The 21,459-nt window shown below is 46.9% G+C and carries 23 protein-coding genes and 2 tRNA genes; all 25 read right to left on the bottom strand.

Features of this window, described 5'->3' with window-relative positions; translation table 11 throughout:
• Nucleotides 1-498: 498 nt before the first annotated feature.
• The 25 genes from nadA to LJ740_RS09375 all read right to left on the bottom strand — a co-directional run bounded on the left by nadA (nt 499) and on the right by LJ740_RS09375 (nt 21,433).
• A complete protein-coding gene (gene nadA, locus LJ740_RS09495; protein ID WP_229528826.1) occupies nt 499-1,530 on the bottom strand; it encodes a quinolinate synthase NadA in 1,032 nt (343 codons plus the stop codon).
• A 336-nt stretch (nt 1,531-1,866) separates the two neighbouring features.
• Nucleotides 1,867-1,942, bottom strand: a tRNA-Lys gene (locus LJ740_RS09490).
• A 38-nt stretch (nt 1,943-1,980) separates the two neighbouring features.
• A tRNA-Lys gene (locus LJ740_RS09485) sits at nt 1,981-2,056 on the bottom strand.
• 133 nt (nt 2,057-2,189) lie between these two features.
• On the bottom strand, nt 2,190-2,936 hold the full coding sequence (gene ybgF, locus LJ740_RS09480; protein WP_229528825.1) for a tol-pal system protein YbgF: 747 nt from the start codon (nt 2,934-2,936) through the stop codon (nt 2,190-2,192).
• A 5-nt stretch (nt 2,937-2,941) separates the two neighbouring features.
• Nucleotides 2,942-3,493: a peptidoglycan-associated lipoprotein Pal gene (pal, locus tag LJ740_RS09475; protein ID WP_229528824.1), complete on the bottom strand. Its 552-nt coding sequence runs from the start codon at nt 3,491-3,493 to the stop codon at nt 2,942-2,944.
• A 43-nt stretch (nt 3,494-3,536) separates the two neighbouring features.
• Nucleotides 3,537-4,922, bottom strand: coding sequence for a Tol-Pal system beta propeller repeat protein TolB (tolB, locus tag LJ740_RS09470; protein WP_229528823.1), 1,386 nt, complete (start codon nt 4,920-4,922; stop codon nt 3,537-3,539).
• A gap of 16 nt (nt 4,923-4,938) precedes the next feature.
• A complete protein-coding gene (gene tolA, locus LJ740_RS09465) occupies nt 4,939-5,811 on the bottom strand; it encodes a cell envelope integrity protein TolA (protein WP_229528822.1) in 873 nt (290 codons plus the stop codon).
• Nucleotides 5,808-6,236 carry a protein TolR gene (gene tolR, locus LJ740_RS09460; protein ID WP_229528821.1) on the bottom strand — a complete coding sequence of 143 codons (429 nt, stop codon included), beginning with the start codon at nt 6,234-6,236 and terminating at the stop codon, nt 5,808-5,810. Before tolR ends, tolA begins: the two co-directional genes overlap by 4 nt.
• 15 nt (nt 6,237-6,251) lie before the next feature.
• Nucleotides 6,252-6,941, bottom strand: a complete 690-nt coding sequence (gene tolQ / locus LJ740_RS09455; protein ID WP_229528820.1) for a protein TolQ — start codon at nt 6,939-6,941, stop codon at nt 6,252-6,254.
• Nucleotides 6,931-7,329: a tol-pal system-associated acyl-CoA thioesterase gene (gene ybgC / locus LJ740_RS09450; protein ID WP_229528819.1), complete on the bottom strand. Its 399-nt coding sequence runs from the start codon at nt 7,327-7,329 to the stop codon at nt 6,931-6,933. Before ybgC ends, tolQ begins: the two co-directional genes overlap by 11 nt.
• Before the next feature lie 675 nt (nt 7,330-8,004).
• On the bottom strand, nt 8,005-9,024 hold the full coding sequence (ruvB, locus tag LJ740_RS09445; protein ID WP_229528818.1) for a Holliday junction branch migration DNA helicase RuvB: 1,020 nt from the start codon (nt 9,022-9,024) through the stop codon (nt 8,005-8,007).
• Nucleotides 9,025-9,045: 21 nt separating this feature from the next.
• Nucleotides 9,046-9,663 carry a Holliday junction branch migration protein RuvA gene (ruvA, locus tag LJ740_RS09440; protein WP_229528817.1) on the bottom strand — a complete coding sequence of 206 codons (618 nt, stop codon included), beginning with the start codon at nt 9,661-9,663 and terminating at the stop codon, nt 9,046-9,048.
• Nucleotides 9,664-9,717: 54 nt separating this feature from the next.
• Nucleotides 9,718-10,239 (bottom strand): crossover junction endodeoxyribonuclease RuvC, encoded by a 522-nt coding sequence (gene ruvC, locus LJ740_RS09435; protein ID WP_229528816.1) that lies wholly within the window; start codon nt 10,237-10,239, stop codon nt 9,718-9,720.
• Between the two features lie 36 nt (nt 10,240-10,275).
• A complete protein-coding gene (nudB, locus tag LJ740_RS09430) occupies nt 10,276-10,734 on the bottom strand; it encodes a dihydroneopterin triphosphate diphosphatase (RefSeq protein WP_229528815.1) in 459 nt (152 codons plus the stop codon).
• A 3-nt stretch (nt 10,735-10,737) separates the two neighbouring features.
• Entirely contained in the window at nt 10,738-12,501 is a 1,764-nt protein-coding gene (aspS, locus tag LJ740_RS09425) for an aspartate--tRNA ligase (protein ID WP_229528814.1), read from the bottom strand.
• 159 nt (nt 12,502-12,660) lie between these two features.
• Entirely contained in the window at nt 12,661-13,944 is a 1,284-nt protein-coding gene (locus LJ740_RS09420) for a TRAP transporter large permease (RefSeq protein WP_229528813.1), read from the bottom strand.
• Entirely contained in the window at nt 13,941-14,399 is a 459-nt protein-coding gene (locus LJ740_RS09415; protein WP_229528812.1) for a TRAP transporter small permease, read from the bottom strand. Before LJ740_RS09415 ends, LJ740_RS09420 begins: the two co-directional genes overlap by 4 nt.
• A 49-nt stretch (nt 14,400-14,448) precedes the next feature.
• Nucleotides 14,449-15,429 (bottom strand): TRAP transporter substrate-binding protein, encoded by a 981-nt coding sequence (locus tag LJ740_RS09410; RefSeq protein ID WP_229528811.1) that lies wholly within the window; start codon nt 15,427-15,429, stop codon nt 14,449-14,451.
• Between the two features lie 17 nt (nt 15,430-15,446).
• Entirely contained in the window at nt 15,447-16,235 is a 789-nt protein-coding gene (locus tag LJ740_RS09405; RefSeq protein WP_229528810.1) for a TRAP transporter TatT component family protein, read from the bottom strand.
• A 221-nt stretch (nt 16,236-16,456) separates the two neighbouring features.
• Nucleotides 16,457-17,518, bottom strand: a complete 1,062-nt coding sequence (locus LJ740_RS09400; protein ID WP_229528809.1) for an energy transducer TonB — start codon at nt 17,516-17,518, stop codon at nt 16,457-16,459.
• Between the two features lie 81 nt (nt 17,519-17,599).
• Nucleotides 17,600-18,457 carry a 23S rRNA pseudouridine(2605) synthase RluB gene (rluB, locus tag LJ740_RS09395; protein WP_229528808.1) on the bottom strand — a complete coding sequence of 286 codons (858 nt, stop codon included), beginning with the start codon at nt 18,455-18,457 and terminating at the stop codon, nt 17,600-17,602.
• 31 nt (nt 18,458-18,488) lie between these two features.
• Nucleotides 18,489-19,079: an SMC-Scp complex subunit ScpB gene (scpB, locus tag LJ740_RS09390; RefSeq protein ID WP_229528807.1), complete on the bottom strand. Its 591-nt coding sequence runs from the start codon at nt 19,077-19,079 to the stop codon at nt 18,489-18,491.
• A 20-nt stretch (nt 19,080-19,099) separates the two neighbouring features.
• Complete coding sequence (locus LJ740_RS09385; RefSeq protein WP_229528806.1) at nt 19,100-19,945, bottom strand: segregation and condensation protein A; 846 nt, start codon at nt 19,943-19,945, stop codon at nt 19,100-19,102.
• Nucleotide 19,946: 1 nt separating this feature from the next.
• Entirely contained in the window at nt 19,947-20,570 is a 624-nt protein-coding gene (locus tag LJ740_RS09380; RefSeq protein WP_229528805.1) for an L-threonylcarbamoyladenylate synthase, read from the bottom strand.
• Nucleotides 20,567-21,433, bottom strand: coding sequence for a PHP domain-containing protein (locus LJ740_RS09375; RefSeq protein ID WP_229528804.1), 867 nt, complete (start codon nt 21,431-21,433; stop codon nt 20,567-20,569). Before LJ740_RS09375 ends, LJ740_RS09380 begins: the two co-directional genes overlap by 4 nt.
• Between the last annotated feature and the right edge of the window lie 26 nt (nt 21,434-21,459).

The following is a 21,459-nucleotide window of genomic DNA, read 5'->3' as shown; positions in this document are numbered from 1 at the left end:
CCATCTCACCTATTAACTTGTTCTATGTGACATACAAATTTGGTGTTATTTGTATGTCGGCGCACTACTCGTGCGCGTTACTCCGGCATCCTGCCTTCGCCCTTCGGGCCATGCTTCGCATGGTCTAATTTGTTCCTGACAAATTAGTCAGCCAGCTCAGCCATCTCACCTATTAACTTGTTCTATGTGACATACAAATTTGGTGTTATTTGTATGTCGGCGCACTACTCGTGCGCGTTACTCCGGCATCCTGCCTTCGCCCTTCGGGCCATGCTTCGCATGGACTAATTTGTTCCTGACAAATTAGTCAGCCAGCTCACCTGGTAACTTGTTCTTTTTGAAGTTGCCTTGGCACCTCAAAACAGGTGGCGTATGTTAGGGGTTTCAAAACACTGAATCAAGTAAAAATTGTGAAAATGTAACTTAAGTGGCGATTTAGCCACCTGTCACCATTAAAACCCACTAACCAGGGCCAGATTCCGCCCGTTTATCCTCTTTTTACTTGCGCGCTGTTGAAAAATTCAACATGCGATTTAAGGGTATCAACGCCTTTTCACGCAGTGCATCATCCACAAAAATTTCATGACCACTGGTGTCCGTGAGAGCACTTTCTATCGCTGCAAGACCATTCATCGCCATCCATGGGCAATGTGCACAACTTCTGCAGGTTGCCCCATTTCCGCCAGTTGGCGCTTCAATAAAGGTTTTACCCGGCGCAAACTGTTGCATTTTATAGAAAATCCCTTTGTCGGTAGCGACAATCAATTGCTGATTCGGTAGTTCTTGCGCAGCTTTAATTAATTGCGAAGTTGAGCCTACTGCGTCAGCCATCTCTACGACACTGGCCGGGGATTCCGGGTGTACCAGAATCGCAGCGTCCGGATAGACGTTTTTCATGTCTTGTAAGGCTTTTGCAGAGAACTCATCGTGCACAATACACTCCCCCTGCCACATCAACATATCCGCACCGGTTTGCTTCGCGATATAATTGCCAAGGTGTCTATCTGGTCCCCATAGAATCTTTTGTCCCTGGCTATCCAGATGTTCAACCACATCCAGTGCGATGCTGGATGTCACCACCCAATCGGCACGCGCTTTAACCGCTGCAGAGGTATTAGCATAAACCACAACCGTTCTGTCTGGGTGAGCAGAACAAAACTCATCAAACTCTTTTATCGGGCAACCCAGATCCAACGAGCAGGTCGCTTCCAGGGTCGGCATCAATACCGTTTTTTCAGGACTCAGAATCTTGGCAGTTTCACCCATGAACTTTACACCAGCCACGATTAAGGTGTTTTGCGCCGCATTTTTACCGTAACGAGCCATTTCCAATGAATCAGAAATAAACCCGCCGGTTTCCTCAGCCAATGCCTGAATTTCCGGGTCGGTGTAGTAATGAGCAATCAGAACGGCATTTTTCTCTTGCAACAAGGCTTTAATCCGTTGCTTATAGGCAGATTGCTGCACGTCGCTTAAAACGGCAGGTTTACCTGGAAAGGAATAATCGATATCTATTTTTGCCGGCTGCATATCAGACCACATCATGTTTCAAAAGGGTGCGGATTATACTAGAAACTATACGAAAGAGCAGCATCAACAGTTTATTTTTTAGTCATCTGTTATGACTTTCTGTTTTAACCATTACTCGGCTATATGCAGTGCAAATGCAAATATAGATCCGAAAATCATCGAATAACAGTGGTGAGCCATTGTGGTTGGGATGGAATAATCAATAGAACGAGATGAATGCTGATCCCCCGTTAAGTGGGTAGATCCAAGTTTGTTCCAGAAAAACTTGTCTCATCCGGCACTCAACGAGTACTGAATAATTGCTTTCGGGGATTTTGGTATATGCTGATGATTGAGTGGTGGGTCGTGCTGGATTCGAACCAGCGACCAATTGATTAAAAGTCAACTGCTCTACCAACTGAGCTAACGACCCACATATCAGATTGTTTTAGATAGATTTTGCAGAAGAAGTGGTGGGTCGTGCTGGATTCGAACCAGCGACCAATTGATTAAAAGTCAACTGCTCTACCAACTGAGCTAACGACCCTTCTTCATGTGCCTCTCGGCGACGGACGCGTATAATACTGAAATCTTAGCGAGGTGCAAGGAGAAATTTCACAAATATTGCAGAAACATGATCGAACGGTGAATATCTCCACAGTTCGACCATATTTACATCACTAATTCGCACCGTCTCTGATATTTTTAAGGCGCGTTTCCGCAAGGCGTTTTTCCGACGCATCGGGATATTCGGCAATCACCTGTTCAAATAACTGAGTGGCTTTGGCGATATTAGAGCGCCGTTGGGCAATCACACCGAGTTTCAGCAACGAATCTGCACGCTTTCCTGAATCTGGATAAAACTTAACAACCTGTTCAAAGTGTTGCTCAGCATCGCCAAATTCACGCTTATTGAACAATAACTGCCCTAACCAATAATGTGCATTAGGTGCGTATTCTGATTGCGGGTAGCTCTTCAAAAACGCACGAAACTCAGGAATGGCTTCGTCGTATTTCTTTTCTTTGAGGATTAGGTTAACGGCACCATCATACATTTGTGACTCAAGCTGAGTTTCATCTACCACCGTTTCCGGGACCGCAGGTTCGCTGGCCGGGCTTTGAGCCAGAGACTCAACCCGCCGGTCTATTTCCAGATATAGCTCTCGCTGCCGTTGTAAAATCTGTTCTAACTTGTGGGTGTGTAACTCTACCGCACCACGTAACTCGTTGACCTCCAGTTGCATTTCATCCAACTGGGTCTGAATCACTTGCTGAGCATCGTTACGTGCCGAAATAGTCCGTTCGAGGATGGTGAGCCTTTCCTGAAGGCTTTTTGAGTTCAGGTTTTCTACTGGTGCCTGGGCAGCCGCATTGGCTCCCCACAACACCAGAGTACAACCAACTAGCTTGTTAAGTTTCATTAACATTCAGCTTAGTTGTATACCAGAACTGCTCTACGGTTTTGTTTGAAAGCGCGTTCTGTATCACCCATAGCGACAGGTTTCTCTTCTCCGTAAGATACGACAGAAATCTGTGAAGCGCTCACACCCGCATTTTGCATGAATGTCTCGATAGACTTTGCACGACGCTCACCCAGCGCAATGTTGTACTCAGGTGTACCACGCTTGTCACAATGGCCTTCGATAGTAACGCGCTGAGAAGGATTGTTACGTAGGAACTCAGCGTGCTCATTCAACAAGCTGTAAAACTCACTGCTGACACTTGAACGGTCGAAGTCAAAATACACAATCTGGTTGCGCATCAGAGCTTCTTTTTGCTCCTGACGAATTTCTTCAGGCGATTTTTCTTGTACTACGGTGCCAATTTCAACACCGGTATTTTCTGAACCAGAGGTCTGTGAACTTGCAGCAGACTCGTTTCTCGCTTTTTCAGCATCAGAAGAGCTCGGGCTAGATGAACAGGCCATAAGCGTAACGACTGGCAGAGCGATGAACACTCCTTTCATGATTTTATTTAGTTGCATCCTCTTGATCCTTATTATTTATGAATCTTATTAACAAATTGTTCTACAGTAGAAAGGGTGACCAGCTTGGAGATTTCACCTCGCCTTCTACTGCCGGTATTCTTGCTTTAAATCGACCATCCAGTGACACCAACGACAACACTTGCTGACCTTGATGTAACGTACTGTATATGATCATAGCTCCATTAGGTGCAATGCTCGGAGACTCATCCAGATAAGTCTTCGTTAAAACTTGCATTGTACTGGTTTTAAAATCTTGTCTGGCGATATGATAGTCGCCTCTCGTCCGGTTTACCATAACCAGCTCATTGCCGTCAGGGGTCACAGTACCGCCGAGATTCATTTCACCTTCGAAAGTTATTCTACGAACTTTACCAGATGCTAAATTTACGCGATAAATCTGAGGTTTACCACCCCGTTCTGAGGTAAATATGATGCTTCTTCCATCCGGAGTCCAACTTGGTTCTGTATCTATATACCTGTTACGGGTCAATCTGCGGGTTTCTCTACTTGCAATATCTAATAAATAGATTTCTGCGTTGCCATCTTTTGACAGCACCATAGCGATTTGCCGACCATCAGGCGAAAACACCGGAGAGCCATTAATCCCCTCAAAATCCGTTAGTCTGGTACGGCTTCGCGTGTAGATATCCTGCATAAAAATTTGCGGACGACGATTCTCAAAACTGACATACACCAACTTGTTCCCGTCTGGTGACCAGCCCGGAGACATCAATGGCTCAGGAGATTTAAGTAAAACATTTTCATTTTCACCGTCATAATCAGCCACAACTAACTGGTAAGGCGTTTTGTTGCCTTCTTTAATATTGACCGTCACATAAGCGATTCGGGTCCGAAAGGCTCCTTTAATACCGGTTAATTCCTCATAAATAACATCACTGATGTAATGGGCATGACGCCGGAACTTATTGCCATCCACCACAATCTGACGTGTATCTAAAATGTGATCTTGTGAATCTACCAGTTTGCCGGCACTCAACACCCGGGCATTACCACCGGTAATTTGACCGCGGATCACATCAATAAGTTCGAAGCTAACCAGGTAGCGGTCCAGTGAATAAGGCTCCACCGTACCCACAAGGATCACTTCGACACCTTTAGACGCCCAGGCTGTGTAATCAACTTCGGCATCAGCTGTGGGAAACTGTGGCATATCTTGCTGCGACAGCGGATTAAATTTACCGCTGCGCATCAGGTCAGCAGAAATAACATCGGCCAAAGTGCCGGGCATAAGCCCCTCACCCTTCCATTTAAAAGGAACGATACCCACCGGACGAGCGGAATCGATCCCTTCAGTTATGACGATTTCCAGCGCAGCATTAGCTTTGCCAGCAGCAAGTATAAACAGTATTAAGCTATATATTTTGAGTCGGTTTTTTAGCGCTTGAATCGATTTAATTATTGTCATATGTACTTAAACACCATTAAGGTTTTAATGTTAAATTAATTTCTTTCATTTCCGCAAACACGTCGGGATCGGATGAAACCGGCAAGGTTTCCGCTTTTAACACCGCAGATTGCGCTGACCGGCATACATTAGCATCCCCCGCTAATTGGGTCACCTGTATTACCAGGCCGCTCGAAGCCAGACGTATGTTCAGGCGGCAAGACTTACCTTTCATCGAAGGGTCCACGATCCAGTTGCGTTTGATGGTTTGCTCAATTAACGCGGTATACTTTCCTATTTCTGACAGCACCTGGCGTTGCTTACGCGCATTTCTGGCCGCTTGTTCTGCTTTCAGTTGCTCTTCTAATATGCGTTCCTGCTCTGCCATTTCAAGCGCTTCCTGTTCTTTGCGCCTGGCTTCCTCTTTGGCCCGCTCTTCTGCTTCTTTTTGTTTTTTTGCTTCTTCGGCTTTTTTGCGCTCAGCTTCTTTTCGATCTCGCTCTTTCTTTTCCCGCTCTTCTTTCAGACGCCTGGCCTTTTCCTGCTCAGCAATTTTTCGTTGTCTGGCCTCTTCAGCAGCGCGTTGCTCCTCTTCCTTCTTTTTGCGCCGCGCTTCTGCTGCGGCCTGCTCTGCCCGCCGAACTTCTTCTTCCCGCTCCCGAATTCGGCGTTCCTGTTCTTCTTTTTTGCGCCGCTCAGCATCCTGCTTTTCACGTTTTTCATCTTCTATTTTTTGCAATTGCTTGTTTATTGCTGCAGCGTCTACCACCACGGCCTCAATGGGCTGTACTGACGCGTTCAACTGAGGCACATCGGGTGTCGGCGAAAAGTGCACGCTGGTGACCAGTACGGCCCCCAACATAAAATGTAACGCAACGGATTTCCCGACGGGATGCTCAATAAATTTCATTGTTCAGGCATGTCAGTCATCAGCCCAACCGATGGCGCACCGGCTCGTTGCAACAGCACCATTAGCTGGATCACATTATTGTAGGGGACATTACCATCACCTTTTACCACTACAGGAGTTCCGGGTTCTTTCTGCAGATGCTTTGCCACCAGTACTGCTAAATCCTCAGCACTCATGGGGTCTTTTTGGGTATCCCCGACATTGAGATAATATTTCCCCTCGGCATCAACAGACGCAATCAAGGGAGGTTTTGAGTCTTCTTTCAAAGGTTCGGCTTCCGCTTTGGGTAAATCAACTTTTACCCCCTGAGTAACCAGTGGCGCTGTCACCATAAAGATAATGAGCAATACCAGCATCACATCAATGTATGGAACTACATTGATTTCAGAGACCGGACGTCTGCGCTTTCTGACGTAAACAACCATGCGTCGCTCCTGTCTTTATTGCTCTTCGCGGCTATTCGCCAAAGCCTGTCGGTGTAAAATACTGGAAAATTCTTCCATAAAATTAGCGTAGTTGTTTTCCAGCTTTTCAACCTGATGACTAAAGCGATTGTAAGCGATAACCGCGGGTATGGCGGCAAACAATCCCATCGCAGTCGCAATCAGTGCTTCCGCGATACCCGGAGCCACCATGGCCAATGTAGCCTGGTGTTGTCCACCTAACGCGATGAATGAATTCATGATCCCCCAAACCGTGCCAAACAGGCCTATATAAGGGCTGATAGATCCTGCGGTAGCAAGAAAGGGCAAATGGCTTTCAAGATTGTCTACTTCCCGGGACAATGACACACGCATCGCTCTGTGAGTACCATCCATGATGGCATCCGGATGTGTTGTTGAGCTCTTACTCAAGCGAACAAATTCTTTAAAACCAGCGCAGAACAAACTGGCCAGCCCGCCAATGGATTGTCTGGCTGAGAGTTCCTGATAAAGACGGTTCAGATCTGCCCCCGACCAGAAGCGATCTTCAAACTTTTTAATCTCTTTGCTGGCCTGCGATAACGCCTTATTGCGTTGAAAAATAAATGCCCAGGAAACCACCGAAGTAATTAACAGGGTTAACATTACCAACTGTACTAAGATACTGGCCTGCCAAAACAGGTCGAAAAAGGATAGCTCAGACGACACGAGAAAGTTCCCCTAAAATTGATTTTGGAATAGCCAGCGGTTTCATTTTATTTAGATCTACGCAAGCTACTCTAATTAACGCACTGACCAGCTTATTATTGCTTTGATTTCGTATTTCCTGTTGGAACACTAAACTGGCTCGTTTTAATTCTACAATTTGACTGGAAATACACAACAAATCATTAAACCTGGCGGCTTGTATATTTTCCATTTCCACGTGTCTGACAACAAAACCGACAGATTGTTGCAATAAATCAGTTTGTTCTATGCCTAAACTGCGCAACCACTCCGTTCTGGCACGTTCCATAAACTTTAAATAGTTGGCATAATAAACAATACCTCCAGCATCAGTATCTTCGTAATAGACTCTGATTTGCCAATTGTGCATCTTATTCCTCATTGCGCGTTTGAAATGGCTAAATTCCTGCTGCATGTAAGATAGCACATTTGGTTGGGAATCCGTTCAGCCAGGATTCATTCTGGTAAAAGGCCTTATTTTAATGACCATTGAAGTAGAATCAGTCCAAACAACTAAAAACCCAGAAATAACACCCTATCCTACTGTTTTCATTATTCTTTTAACAAACATTAAATAATTAATAGCTTAGAATGCTGTAATAACGTGGATTTTTATTATTTAAATTTTGATACAAAATCCATGATCACTACAAGCAACACCAATACCTCACCAAAAAAGCCATAGCAAAACTTAAATTAATAACAGGATGGTTTTATTCAAAAAGTTATATAACATTGTTTTATATATATTTTATTTTATTTTTGTTTAAATATGAGTCAGACCAAAAAATCTTTAACCATTTTTTAACATTAGTTAATCTAATCTGAAGTATTAATTTATTTCAGTTGAAGGAAAAGTGGAGCAAGGTACAATGCTCGCATCTTCAGAGAGGCAAGCAACTGTTTCAATTTGCACAGCAGTTCTTCAAAACTTGATTCTCATGGATATGTTCCTTGGATTTATTTTCCTTCAACACTTGTTGTTTTCGCCCGCTTTTTAGCGGGCATTTTTCTTTCTGCCACCAGCAAAAATTACTTTCGTGTTTTACCGGCCTTGCTCTGGATTTTCGTAGCTCAATCCAAAATGGGTGAATGTGCGCTGTGTGGCAATTCGGCCACGGGGGGTGCGTTGCAGGAATCCTTGCTGGATCAAAAAGGGCTCTATCACATCTTCGATTGTATCTTTGGCTTCGCCAATTGCAGCGGCTAAATTGTCTAAGCCCACTGGCCCGCCTGAAAATTTCTCCAATATCGCAGTTAGTAACTTTCTGTCCATGTAGTCAAACCCCTCCACGTCAACATTCAACATATCAAGGGCTTTTGACGCAATATCTTTATCTACGACACCATTGCCCTTAACATCGGAATAATCACGCACCCGACGCAATAACCGGTTGGCAATTCTGGGGGTACCGCGCGAACGCGCTGCGATTTCAAATGCACCGGCTTCGCTCAAATCCATATTCAAATAGCGCGCGGACCTGGCCACAATACAGGCCAGGTCTTTGACGTTATAAAACTCCAGGCGCTGAACAATGCCAAATCGGTCCCGCAGTGGCGACGTTAATGACCCTGCCCGAGTTGTCGCGCCGATGAGGGTAAATGGCGGTAAATCTAACTTAATAGAACGCGCTGCGGGGCCTTCGCCAATCATAATATCCAGTTGATAATCTTCCATTGCCGGATAGAGTACTTCTTCCACCACAGGACTCAGACGATGGATTTCATCAATGAACAAAACATCGTGAGCTTCCAGATTGGTTAACATAGCCGCCAAATCACCGGCTTTCTCTAACACCGGGCCCGACGTCGTTTTTATGTTTACATCCAGTTCGTTGGCGACAATATTAGCCAGGGTGGTTTTACCTAATCCGGGTGGGCCAAAAATCAACAGATGATCCAGGGCGTCCTGTCTTTGCCTCGCCGCCTGAATAAAAATTTCCATCTGGGCACAGACGTGATCCTGTCCGGTGTAATCCGCCAGCATTTTTGGTCTGATAGCGCGATCAACGGCTTCTTCGTCGTTCCGTACATCGCTGGAAATAATGCGATCAGCTTCAATCATAAATAGTTGTGGTCCTGGCCGTTAAGCGACGCTTTTAAGTGCATCGCGAATTAACTCTTCTGCCGAAGCAGCATCATTAAACACTGTCTTCAGCATTTTCTCCGCCTGTGGCGGTTTGTAGCCCAGAGCCAGTAAGGCGCTCATGGCTTCGTCTCTGGCACTACCAGCAGTGCTGGCCACCGCCACTTCGCCAATATCCACTGGCGTAATCGTCATGGCATCCACATCACCAAATACGGTTTTAAGTCGGTCTTTCATTTCAACCAACAATCGCTCAGCTGTCTTTTTCCCTACACCGGGAAGTTTAACCAGCGATGAGACATCCCCCTGGTTTACCACCTGCGCAAATTGTGCAGCAGTCATGCCTGACATAATAGTCAATGCCATTTTCGGTCCGACCCCGTTTGCTTTAATAAGCTCCCGAAACAATGCCCGCTCCTGACGATCAGCGAAGCCAAATAACAGTTGCGCATCTTCACGAACCACAAAGTGCGTATAGACAATCACTTCAGCACCTAATTCCGGCAATTGATACAGGCTGGTCATTGGCATCTGGATTTCATAACCGACACCAGATACATCAATCAATACCTCTGGTGGTAACTTTTCAACCAGTTTGCCTCGAATACGGCCAATCATGCAGTTCCTCTTTCATTCACTTTGAAACTGTTTTTTTATACAGTATTAATACTGTTAGCGCAAGCGGCCCCTTACTGTTTTAGAGGCCTGGCCAGCCAGTTTGATTAAATTTTGTTGAGTATGCAGATGACACATGGCCACAGCCAGGGCGTCTGCAGCATCGGATTGTGGCTTTTTATTAAGCGAAAGCAAATGCATGACCATATGCTGCACCTGGGCTTTTTCGGCGCTGCCTTTACCCACCACAGATTGTTTTATCTGACGTGCGGAATATTCACTCACCGGTAGCTGCTTTTGCGTAGCTGCAACAATAGCTGCGCCACGGGCCTGTCCCAGCTTCAGGGCTGAATCCGGATTTTTGGCCATAAACACCTGTTCAATCGCAAATTGTTGCGGCTGGTATTGTTCAATAACCTGGGTGATTCCGGCAAAGATCTGTTCCAGTCTGCCGGCTAAATCTTCACCCTGCACTCTGATACAGCCACTACCCACGTAGCTGGTACGGTTTGCGCGTTGTTCTATGATGCCAAAGCCCGTCACCCTAGACCCAGGATCAATACCTAAAATAATAGCCAAATTGATTTTGCCTGCGCCAACATGACGAGGCTCCGTTTATTGTGGTTGTTCTGAAGGTACAACAATCGAGAAGTGTCTTGCAATGGCGTCTTTGTTACTTTGAGACCAGACTTTATGTTGCGCCTGCTCTGGCGTGATCCAAAGGTGCGCCAGGTGTTCGGTTAACGTGAGAGGCAGCGCACTGTCAACACAAACACTGAACACATATTCAGTATTTGTGAACTCACCCGGTGGGTACTTGTAACGCCATTCCGGACGAATCTGGTATTGATTAATAACCCGGGTATCCACCAAGTCATAACCACTGGTCACAATATCAATGCCGGTTTCTTCCAGCACTTCCCGAATTGCTGTTTCGATGGGCAATTCATCCGCTTCAATAGTACCGGTCACTGACTGCCAAAACTCAGGATCGTCTTTGCGTTGCAGTACCAGAACCTGGCCCTGATGATCATAAATCATCACGAGCACAGATTCGGGTCTTTTATAGTTCATGGCTTAGTCGTTTTCTTTGGCAATCGAAGCTATCGCCAGTTCCTGCAACTGTTGTGGGTTTGCAAATCCGGGGGCGTCGGTTAACGGACAGGCCGCGGTAGTGGTTTTCGGGAATGCCATAACATCGCGAATAGAATCGGAACCTGTCATCAACATAACCATGCGATCTAAACCAAAGGCTAAACCAGCGTGCGGTGGCGCACCAAATTTTAAGGCGTCTAACAAGAAGCCAAATTTCTCTCTGGCTTCCTGCTCATCAATGCCCAGAATTGAAAACACCTGTTGCTGCATTGCCTGATTGTGGATACGCACCGAACCACCACCTAATTCAACACCGTTTAACACCATATCATAGGCATCAGACAATGCCGTGCCTGGTGACTGTGCCAGTTCCTCTGGCGTCATATTACGCGGTGCAGTAAAAGGATGATGTAATGCGTGGAACTGACCGTCGACTTCTTCAAACATGGGGAAGTCAACCACCCACAGTGGACGCCAGTCGCCTTGCAACAATGACAAATCATTGCCTAACTTGAGGCGTAACGCCCCTAACGCTTCGCACACTACTGTGTAGTTGTCAGCACCGAATAACAGGATATCACCGGTTTCAGCGCCTGTGCGCTCCAATAGGCCTGTGGCTACTTCTTCCGGCAAGAATTTCAGAATAGGTGATTGTAAGCCGTCCATACCAGCGGACTTATCATTAACTTTTAACCAGGCCAGGCCCTTGGCACCGTAAATACCCACAAACTTGCCGTATTCGTCAATGTTCTTACGGGACAGGCTGGCACCGCCTGGTACCCGAATCACGGCAACACGTCCTTTAGGATCGTTGGCCGGGCCACTAAACACCTTGAAATCCACGTCTTTCAGCAGGTCAGCAACGTCCACAATTTCCAGTGGATTACGCAAATCAGGCTTATCACTGCCGTAGCGCTGCATGGCCTCGGCATAGGACATTTTAGGAAATTCCCCAAACTCCACGCCGAGTAAGTCTTTAAACAAACCACGCACCATCTCTTCGGTTACCGCCATCACACCGTCGGCATCCATAAAGGTAGTTTCAATATCTATCTGAGTGAATTCAGGTTGTCGGTCAGCACGCAAATCTTCGTCACGGAAGCATTTTACGATCTGATAGTAACGGTCCATGCCTGACATCATCAGTAATTGCTTAAACAACTGTGGAGACTGAGGCAGAGCAAAAAACTGGCCTTTGTGGGTACGGCTGGGTACCAGGTAATCACGGGCACCTTCCGGTGTCGCTTTGGTCAGGATTGGGGTTTCAATATCCAAAAAGCCATTTTTATCCAGAAAATTGCGTACCGCGCTGGTGACTTTGGCGCGAAACTTAATCTTTTCAGACATCTCCGGACGACGCAGGTCCAGATAGCGATAGCGCAGGCGCTGCTCTTCAGAGTTTTCCTGATTAAAGTCTAATGGCAGTACATCGGATTTACTTAAAATTTCCAGGCCTTTACCCAGAATTTCAATTTCACCGGTGCGCATATGCTTGTTAACCTGGCCTTCAGGACGTGCTCTGACCAGACCTTCGATTTTTACACAAAATTCCTGACGCAATGAATTGGCGGTATCAAACAATTCTGGCAAATCGGGATCATAAACCACCTGGACTATCCCTTCTCTGTCGCGAAGATCAAGGAAAATAACGCCTCCCAGATCCCGTCTGCGATTCACCCAGCCACACAAGGTAACAGTCTGGCCTACATAACTTGCATCTATGTTTCCGCAATAATTCGTGCGCATTAAAAAACCTTTATTTCTTAATATTTGATGGCAACCGGCGTTGCTGTAACTGGCAACGCCATATCAAAAAGCGACCCGGCAAAAGCAGTCGGGCCAAAAATCAGAGGATTATAAACTAAAGCGTGCCACAGCACAGCATAGAAATCAGGCGTCTGCGCATTAATCGCTAATAAATAACAGTGACAAGGCAGGCCAGTAAGTGATAATCAACAATGAGAGCAATAAAACGGCCATAAAGCCCAGTGTTGCTTTGTAAATTTCGGTGATGGGTTTGCCAAACCGGTAACTGGCGATAAACAAATTCATACCCACCGGCGGGGTCAGATAGCCAATCTGCATGTTTGCCAGAAAGATAACCCCTAAATGCACCGGGTGAATGCCAAAGGAAACCGCGATTGGCAAAAGTAACGGCACCATAATCACAATGGCAGAGAATATGTCCAGAAAGGCGCCGAGCACCAACAAAAATACATTCAGAGTAATCAAAAAGCTAAGCGGACTCTCAATTTGTTGGCTAACCCAGTCAAACAATCGGGTGGGCGCTTCGATTTCAATAAAATAGCTGGTTAACACCAATGACGCGGTGAGAATAATCAGAATTCCACCCACCATCACCATAGATTCGCAAATCAGACCAGGCAGTTTTTTAATGGCTATATCGCGATAAATCAGTACCTGCACAATCAACAGATAAACCACGGTGACTACCGCAGCCTCTGACAGCGCAAACAAGCCTGAATATATTCCGCCTAGCAGTACCACTGGCAACGGAATTTCCCATTTTGATTCTTTAATCGCAGCGCAAAGTTCCTGAAATGAGAACGCCTGACGCGCAATGCGATTGCCCCTCTGCATCCACATACTCCAGAGCGAGAGCATGGCGATCATCAGCAGGCCCGGCAACAACCCTGCCACCAGCAAATCTTCGATGGTCATGGACACCGGCATATCCAGTTGCAGTGCAATAACACCAAACAAAATTAAAGGTAACGAAGGCGGAAACAGTAACCCCAGGCTGCCTGAGGTAGTTACCAGACCGAGACTAAACTTTTGTTGATAGCCTGCCTGTTGTAAAGCCGGATACAATAAAGCACCAAGCGCCACGATGGTGACACCGGATGCCCCGGTAAAAGCGGTAAATAACGCACAGGTGATAAAGGCGACTATCGCCAGACCACCGGGGATCCAGCCCAAAATGGCCTGGGTTAGTTTAACCAGACGTTTTGAACTTTGACTGGCACTTAATAAATATCCGGCAAAGGTAAACAGTGGGATGGCTTCGATAAGAGGTGTTTCTGTAATACGGTACATATCTATGGCGATCACCATAAGATCAATCTCTACCGCATAAAACCCCAACATAGCAATAGCCAGAATACCGGCAAACAAAGGCATGCCCATCAGGAGGATAGCCACCACCAGTGCCATCATTAATAAAATCATGAATGCTCCGGTTCAATTTCTTCGGGCAGAAATATACTGACCCACACAAATCGCAATGCCATCAGACTGAGAACCAACGGGATAATAGCCTGTGTGAACCAGGTGGGTACCTGTAAAAAGGCAGGAGTTGGATCTTCCAGTTCCAGCAGAACAAACTGAAAACTGGACCAGGCCGCAGTAACACATATCGCGGCGGTAAACAGGAATAAAGAACGTCGAATTAACCGGGCAGACGCGAGTGGTAAGAATCGTGTGACGACATCAATACTGATATGCCGGGCACCTCGGGTTGCATATAACGCACCGGTCATTGCCACCCACAAAACCAGGACTTTGATGGCATCGTCGGCCCACACCAATCCCGAATCAAAAATGTTGCGCAACAGGATTTGCGTCAGCGTCAATCCCAGCAACGAGAAAAACAGCATCACCACAATCGCTTGTTCCAATGCCATAAGCAACCGTGTAACCGCTGGAAACTTCCCTTTTTTTGGTTTCATCACACTATTCAGCGTCCGCTAGTAAGCTTTCAAGTTTGTTCACCATTGGCTGCGAGACGGCCCCCTGCGCTATCATCGCCTGAGCCGCTTTATTCCCCAGCGCTTTCCAGGCAGCAAGTTGCTCAGCGTCAGGAGTTATAATATTGATCCCCTGGCCTGCCAGCGCTGCCAGCGCCTTCTCATTGTCTTTTTCACTTTCTTTATCCAGTTCGACAAACGCCTGAGAAAATACCGTGCGTACGATTAACTGATCTTCGGTTTTGAGTTTATCAAAGGCTTTTTTCTGTACAGCCATCACCGCATACAGGTAAATCAACGGCACTTTAGTTACATGCTTTATCTGTGTGTGCCACTGCAGTGTGATCGCCGCCACCGGAGAAGTGGCAACAGTATCGATCAACCCCGTCTGCAACCCCGCCAGTACATCGCCAATTCCCAAGGGGATTGGCGAAATTGAAAAGGTATCAAATGCGACGACTGTGGCAGGATCGGCATTAGGTGCCCAACTTTTGGTACCGCGCAAATCTTCAGGGTGAGCAATGGGCTTTTGTGACATGATGTAGGCGAATCCGCCACCAGCCAGTCCAAATGAAACAAAGCCACCGTCTTCATAACCTTGCAATATTTCGGCGTCTATTGCTTCCCGCACCTGACTTACCTGACCCAGGCTGTCAAATTTGAGGGGCAATGAATATACCTGACTATCCGTATAATAACGCGCTAACGAGCCGCCCGTCATGGCGCCCCCATGCAATTGTCTGATTTTAATTTTCTTCAGTACGGCTTCATCGTCGCCCATGACGCCGCCTGGGTAGAACTTAATTTTTACCCGCCCGTCTGTCTGCGATTTAATGTCAGCAGCAGCTTTGCGAAACTTCTGCATCCAGGCAGAGCCTTCCGGCGACAAAGTGGCTATTTTTAATGTGGCTGCCGAAACGGACACAGACAGCACAGATAAACAAATAATCAGAACTCTGAATAACATTGGGAAATTGCTCATAGTTAAAAGTAATCTTCTGCACTGGCCAGCAATTGCTGCGCAGCTTGCTGCGCCAGTGTATTGTTTAAAGTTAAATCAGGTACCACCGGATCTGCAGCCAGCACCTCATTGAGAAGTTGGTCATGCAATTCCTGGTCAAACATCATACGGGCATATTGTTGCGCGTAAGTGACTTTGACCATCAGGTTTTTCCCTTCAGACAACTCAATTGCGCGCTCAAAGTGCTGCTTAGCGAGTTCTGGTTTGCCACCTACTGCGGGCGGAGTCAAAGAATGGATTAATCCCAGGTACAAATGCCCATTACCCTGCTGGAAATCATCTTCGATGGCCACCAGACGTTCCATTAATCGGGTAACTTTCGGAAGATCCGCTATCGCATTAAAGTCGTCACTGTTGGCCTTTAGCCAGTTTCCCCAGGCAACGCCGAAAGTGGCCAAAACGGCAACGTCGTCTTCTTCCACCTGCTCAAGTAGCGTTAAAAAACCGGCATAATCGCTAGATTTTAGCTCACAAAACTCTTCATTGTGCTGACAAACAGCGGGTTTTGCGTAGTCAAATCCCCGCTCGGATAACTTTTTCTGCCGGTCAGTATCCTCAATAAATGCGCCGCTGTAGGCGATATACATTTCTGCCGCAGCCAGCAGCATGTCGGTATCGGGTTCTTCTTCATCTATAAAGCTCTCCAGCATCAACATATAACCGGGTAGCGCAGCTTTAATTAATTGCGGATCATTGTGATTGGACATGGTTGTTTGTAGTTTTTGCGCCAGGTCGCGTGAAGCTTCCGACATAACAGAGGAGCATCCAGACATCAGGAGCGTTGTGACCAGCAGCGCAAGAACGCCGTAAAGCGAAAAGTAACCTTTGTAAAACATATATTTACTTTTGAACCGTCAAAGTTAAAACAGCCACACCTGGTGATCGGAAGGCCTTAAAAATGCAGGCGCACTGTACCATCAAGTGCGCTTTTGTTGAAGTATACGATGGTCTTATTACTTAAGTCATCGGAGCATTAAGATGGGTATTCCACAAGCGAAAACTCGGTACCACCGGGGGCATCGATATAGATATGACATTGCCCCCAGGATTCAGGAATAACAAAGCCTTGCTGCTTAATGCCACCATACGTCGAGCGTTTGTTTTTGCAACGAATTTCAATGCGTTCAAAGGCGGCTCCTTTGGAAACTAAATCAAATTTATTTAGTAACAATTGATGATACCAGGCTTGGTTCTCTGAAATTTTACCTTCGACATAAATGGCATCCTGCGTCGCCACGAAATGCTTTACTTTTGCCACCAGGTCATTGATGGCTGCCAGCCCCTCAGCATCCGGGCTTACAGTTTCATTAACCTTTTCGGCCAATTCATAGACGTCGGAGATCCTGTTTTGCTCGATCAACAGCAGGAGTAATTTACCGGTCATGGTAATGTAAGTTTCATCCCCAAGATAACCGTGGCCGTTGTTGGCGACTGTCTGCAGTTCCCTTTTGAGGGCCGGTAGCTCATGCTTTGCTTCGTAATACATGGCGGAAACCACAGCGGCGTGAACTGTTTCAGCAAAATTGTGATGCGCCTCATCGGTAAACTCAGCAAACAACCTGTCCGCTTGTGCTTCATCACCGGAAACAATGGCATCTTTAAGTGCCTGGTATTGACTGCGAAAAGTGCGGGTTACGCCTTTTTGAGAATTATAGAGTTTAAAGTCCAGTTGCACTTTAGAGTCACACTGTTCCACCGGCTCCCCATCAAAACTCGCCGGACTGTACTTCCACTTTTTTACCGCCTTAATTGCGGCTTTTTCAAAAGCTTTAATGCCAGAAGAGTCGTGAACAATGGGATCCTGAACATTGCCGTCTTCATCCACCACAAAACTGACGCGAACCCAGCCTTCCTGACCTTTGCGGGCAGCCATTTTGGGATACTTGGGAACGGCGCGATCCACTGGCTCAGCATTGATCAAGGTAGCCAGTGACATATCACCTGAATCGTTATTGTCGGCCAATGATGAAGCACTGCCCAGTGCCAGGGATAAGGCCAGCGGTAATAACCTGAATTTCATAAATCCATTTTTCATTGAGTAATCCTTTATAGCTAAAGCAGAAAAATTAAGTTTGCCCAGAATAAATTACCCGGCCACCGGCCGGGATGTCAATTCTCAGGAAGACTTTTTCTTAACGTTGCGGGTCTTGTGCTTTTGAATAGAGCGACGCATGCGCGACAGGCGAACATGATCCAGTTTGCCTTGTTCCTTTTTGATTTTGGTTTCGGTTTCAGGCGGCAATTGCACACTGCTGCGCAACTTGTTGATGTCCTTTAACTCCATTTCGACCCAGGCACCTTGCGGCAAGCGCTTGTTCAGTTCAACGCTGCCATAACGAGTGCGTACCAGGCGACTCACCTGAACGCCTTGAGACTCCCAGATTCGTCGCACTTCGCGATTGCGACCTTCGGCGATAGTGACACTAAACCACTGATTGTGGCCGGTATCTTCCGGATTGCGACGTTTAACATCTAAAAATTTAGCCTCACCATCTTCCAGCATTACACCTTTTGTTACAGTGCGTAGCATGGCGTCATCCACTTCGCCAAATACTCTGACCGCATATTCGCGCTCTACCACATGACGGGGATGCATAAGCCTGTTAGCTAACTCACCATCATTGGTGAACAGCAATAAGCCACTGGTGTTAATATCCAGACGGCCAATGGAAATCCAGCGTCCTACAGCAATATTGGGTAGACGCTCAAAAACGGTGGTTCGGCCTTCAGGGTCCTTACGGCTACAAATCTCACCTTCAGGCTTATTGTACATTAACACCCGACAAAAGGTTTCGGCCGGATTTTGTCTCAACGGTTCACCATCCACCCGGATGTCATCGTTGCTTTCAACGCGGGCTCCCAACGTGGCAATTGTGCCATTCACGGAGATGCGACCGGCTTCAATCCAACGCTCCATTTCTCTGCGGGAGCCAATACCGGCGTTAGCCAGCACTTTCTGTAATTTATCACTCATGCTTTGTTATTTCTCAATAATAATTAGTGTATCAGGCTTCTTCCCGGACGGGTTCGTCAGGGAAAAGCGGTTGATTATCCTGTTTCTGATGCTCTTCAAATAAGGCAACAGATGGCAGTTCTGCCAGTGTCTGTAAACCAAAATAATCCAAAAATTCACTGGTAGTGGCATACAACGCCGGTCTGCCAGGGACTTCTTTATGGCCAACGGTTTTAATCCAGTCGCGTTCCATCAACGTTTTGATGATATTGGAACTGACACTGACACCGCGCACCTGCTCTATTTCACCCCGGGTAATGGGCTGTCGATAGGCAATCAGGCTCAGTGTTTCCAACAAGGCACGTGAATAACGCGGCACCTGCTCCTGCCACAATCGCCCCACCCAGGGGTTTAAACTGGCGTCAGACTGAAAGCGATAACCGGAGGCCAACTTAACCAAATGGATACCTTTGTCAGCGTAGTCCTTTTCCAGCTCATTGAGCAACTGCGTCAGGTATTTTTTCGACAGCTCAAATTCAGCCAGTATCGACTCCTGCAGCAACTCATGGGTTACCGGTTTATCGGCCACAAAAATAGCGGCTTCGATAATCTGTTTTAACTGTGCCTTTTTAACCTTTGCCACGTGCTTATTTCGTTTTTCTGTCAGCTGTCGGAATATTCGTCATCATTGTACAGTTTAACATGAATCAGACCATAGGGTTCCTGTTGTTGCACCATCAACATTTTTTCTTTTACCAGTTCGAGGATCGCCAGGAACGTCACCACCACGCCGGCTTTGCCTTCTTCAGCGCTAAAGAACGCTTCAAACCCGGTGTAGCTGTGCTCCGTTACCATATCTAAAATCTGGCTCATGCGTTCCCGGGTGGATAAGGCTTCGCGTTCGATTTGATGATGTTCAAAGGCGGCCGCGCGTTGCAATGCTGACTGAAAGCTATATACCAGCTCCTGCAGGCTGACGTCTGGCAAAATTTTAAGCGGCTCACAGGCTTCATCAGCCATGGCTTTGGCCCGCCGGAAATCACGCTCCATACGCGGAATGCCATCCAGATCTTCGGCAGCCCGCTTTATCAATTCATATTCCCGCAAACGACGTACTAATTCTGCGCGAGGATCTTCTTCTTCATCATCGTCATTAATAATTTTAGGAAGCAGCAAACGGCTTTTGATTTCTGCCAGAATGGCCGCCATTACCAGATACTCAGCGGCTAATTCCAGTTTAATATCTTTCATCACCTCAACGTACTCCATGTACTGTTGTGTGATCTGCAAAATGGGCAGGTTCACCACATCAAAGCGTTGCTTCCGGATCAAATACAAGAGCAAATCCAGCGGCCCCTCAAAAGCCTCCAGAATCACTTCAAGTGCATCCGGTGGAATGTATAAATCCTCCGGTTTATCCAACAACGCTTCGCCATTGATAAAGGCTAAGGGCAATGGCTGTTGCTGGGTAATTTGTTCGGAGCCTGACTCCTGAACTTCTTCGCTCAACTTAGAATCCCAATTTCGTCAGATCACCGCTTCCTTCGCGGACCAGTTCAATATTGCCTTCCGACATATCCACTACCGTTGTTGGCTGTTCACCCAGATAGCCGCCGTGCACAATCAGTCCCACCAGCTTTTCCAACTTATCGCGAATTTCATCTGGGTCCGATTCGGCCATTTGCTTGCCGGGCAATATCAGGGTGGTGGACATCAGGGGTTCGCCCAGTTCCTCCAGAATCGCCAGAGCAATCGCATTGTCCGGCACCCGGATTCCAATGGTTTTCTTCTTGGGATTCAGTACCCGTTTGGGCACATCTTTTGTGGCTTTTAGGATAAAAGTATAGGGGCCCGGCGTGTTGTTTTTAATGATGCGAAACGCTTCGTTATCCACCCTGGCGTACAGGGACAGCTCCGACATATCACGACACATCAGCGTAAAGTTATGATTTTTACCAATATCACGAATGCGGCAAATTTGTTCCAGGGCGTTTTTATTGTCCAACTGACAACCCAGTGAGTAGCCGGAATCGGTTGGGTAGACGATAACTTCACCGTCTTTGATCAACTCACAGGCCTGGCGTACCAGTCTGGCCTGCGGATTATCCGGGTGAATGTAAAAAAATTGGCTCATGATAATACTTCTTTGTTGTTATCGTTGGTTATAGAAGACCAGTTATGCCAAACCGGCGTCAGGTGTGCTGGAATGTTTAAGTGTCGCCCCAGCTCAGTCCAACGTCCAGGTGCGTGAAAATCAGAACCGGCAGAAGCCAACAACTGATATTCCTGTGCATAGGTGGCCATCTGACGCTGCCTGTCTGGCGGCAAATGAGGGTGGCATACTTCCATGCCATCTCCGCCGGCCTGTTTAAAATAGACAATCAGGCGTCTGAGCCATTTGCCGCTGAGATCATAATGACCCGGATGCGCCAATACGGCACTGCCTCCGGCTTCCTGAATCCACTGAATGGCCTCGTCGATACTGATCCACCTGGGGCTGACATGAGCCCGCTTGCCCTTCCCTAAATACTTTTTAAAGGCGGCATCAAAATTGTGTACATGGCCCTTTTCCACCATCACTCTGGCAAAATGAGCACGGGTGATTTGCCCTTTCCCGGCATAACGACAGGCCGCATCATAAACGTCATCAAGCCCACATTTAGCCAGCTTTTCAGCAATGGCTAAAGCACGCTCCTGCCGTGCCGCCGCCTGCTGCTCCAGGCGTTGCTGAAAAACGCTATCCTCGCGGTCGATGTTTAAGCCTAGTATGTGAATATCAAATCCATGCCAGCCAGTGGATAATTCTATCCCGGGAATAATTTTTAGTGCCCGTTTTTGCTGCGCCTGAAACGCCATGGCTTCATCCAATGCAGCAACGGTGTCATGGTCAGTAATTGCCAATGCATCCAGTTGCATATTGTGAGCACGCAGGATCAATTCTTCCGGACTGAGTTGACCATCAGAGTAGTAAGTGTGGCAGTGTAAATCGATTTTCATTCAAATAATCTGGTGTGGGGACAAGA

Origin of the sequence: Planctobacterium marinum (assembly GCF_020687805.1) — a bacterium.
Lineage (GTDB): Bacteria > Pseudomonadota > Gammaproteobacteria > Enterobacterales > Alteromonadaceae > Planctobacterium > Planctobacterium marinum.
Note: the sequence above shows the minus strand (reverse complement) of the source record. Positions and strands in the feature narration are given on the sequence as shown.

Bases quoted from the DNA above. Each gene is read 5' to 3' on its own strand.
- nadA (WP_229528826.1), bottom strand. From the start codon at position 1,530: ATGCAGCCGGCAAAAATAGATATCGATTATTCCTTTCCAGGTAAACCT.
- ybgF (WP_229528825.1), bottom strand. From the start codon at position 2,936: ATGTTAATGAAACTTAACAAGCTAGTTGGTTGTACTCTGGTGTTGTGG.
- pal (WP_229528824.1), bottom strand. From the start codon at position 3,493: ATGCAACTAAATAAAATCATGAAAGGAGTGTTCATCGCTCTGCCAGTC.
- tolB (WP_229528823.1), bottom strand. From the start codon at position 4,922: ATGACAATAATTAAATCGATTCAAGCGCTAAAAAACCGACTCAAAATA.
- tolA (WP_229528822.1), bottom strand. From the start codon at position 5,811: ATGAAATTTATTGAGCATCCCGTCGGGAAATCCGTTGCGTTACATTTT.
- tolR (WP_229528821.1), bottom strand. From the start codon at position 6,236: ATGGTTGTTTACGTCAGAAAGCGCAGACGTCCGGTCTCTGAAATCAAT.
- ybgC (WP_229528819.1), bottom strand. From the start codon at position 7,329: ATGCACAATTGGCAAATCAGAGTCTATTACGAAGATACTGATGCTGGA.
- ruvB (WP_229528818.1), bottom strand. From the start codon at position 9,024: ATGATTGAAGCTGATCGCATTATTTCCAGCGATGTACGGAACGACGAA.
- ruvA (WP_229528817.1), bottom strand. From the start codon at position 9,663: ATGATTGGCCGTATTCGAGGCAAACTGGTTGAAAAGTTACCACCAGAG.
- nudB (WP_229528815.1), bottom strand. From the start codon at position 10,734: ATGAACTATAAAAGACCCGAATCTGTGCTCGTGATGATTTATGATCAT.
- aspS (WP_229528814.1), bottom strand. From the start codon at position 12,501: ATGCGCACGAATTATTGCGGAAACATAGATGCAAGTTATGTAGGCCAG.
- LJ740_RS09420 (WP_229528813.1), bottom strand. From the start codon at position 13,944: ATGATTTTATTAATGATGGCACTGGTGGTGGCTATCCTCCTGATGGGC.
- LJ740_RS09415 (WP_229528812.1), bottom strand. From the start codon at position 14,399: ATGGCATTGGAACAAGCGATTGTGGTGATGCTGTTTTTCTCGTTGCTG.
- LJ740_RS09410 (WP_229528811.1), bottom strand. From the start codon at position 15,429: ATGTTATTCAGAGTTCTGATTATTTGTTTATCTGTGCTGTCTGTGTCC.
- LJ740_RS09405 (WP_229528810.1), bottom strand. From the start codon at position 16,235: ATGTCGGAAGCTTCACGCGACCTGGCGCAAAAACTACAAACAACCATG.
- LJ740_RS09400 (WP_229528809.1), bottom strand. From the start codon at position 17,518: ATGAAAAATGGATTTATGAAATTCAGGTTATTACCGCTGGCCTTATCC.
- rluB (WP_229528808.1), bottom strand. From the start codon at position 18,457: ATGAGTGATAAATTACAGAAAGTGCTGGCTAACGCCGGTATTGGCTCC.
- LJ740_RS09380 (WP_229528805.1), bottom strand. From the start codon at position 20,570: ATGAGCCAATTTTTTTACATTCACCCGGATAATCCGCAGGCCAGACTG.
- LJ740_RS09375 (WP_229528804.1), bottom strand. From the start codon at position 21,433: ATGAAAATCGATTTACACTGCCACACTTACTACTCTGATGGTCAACTC.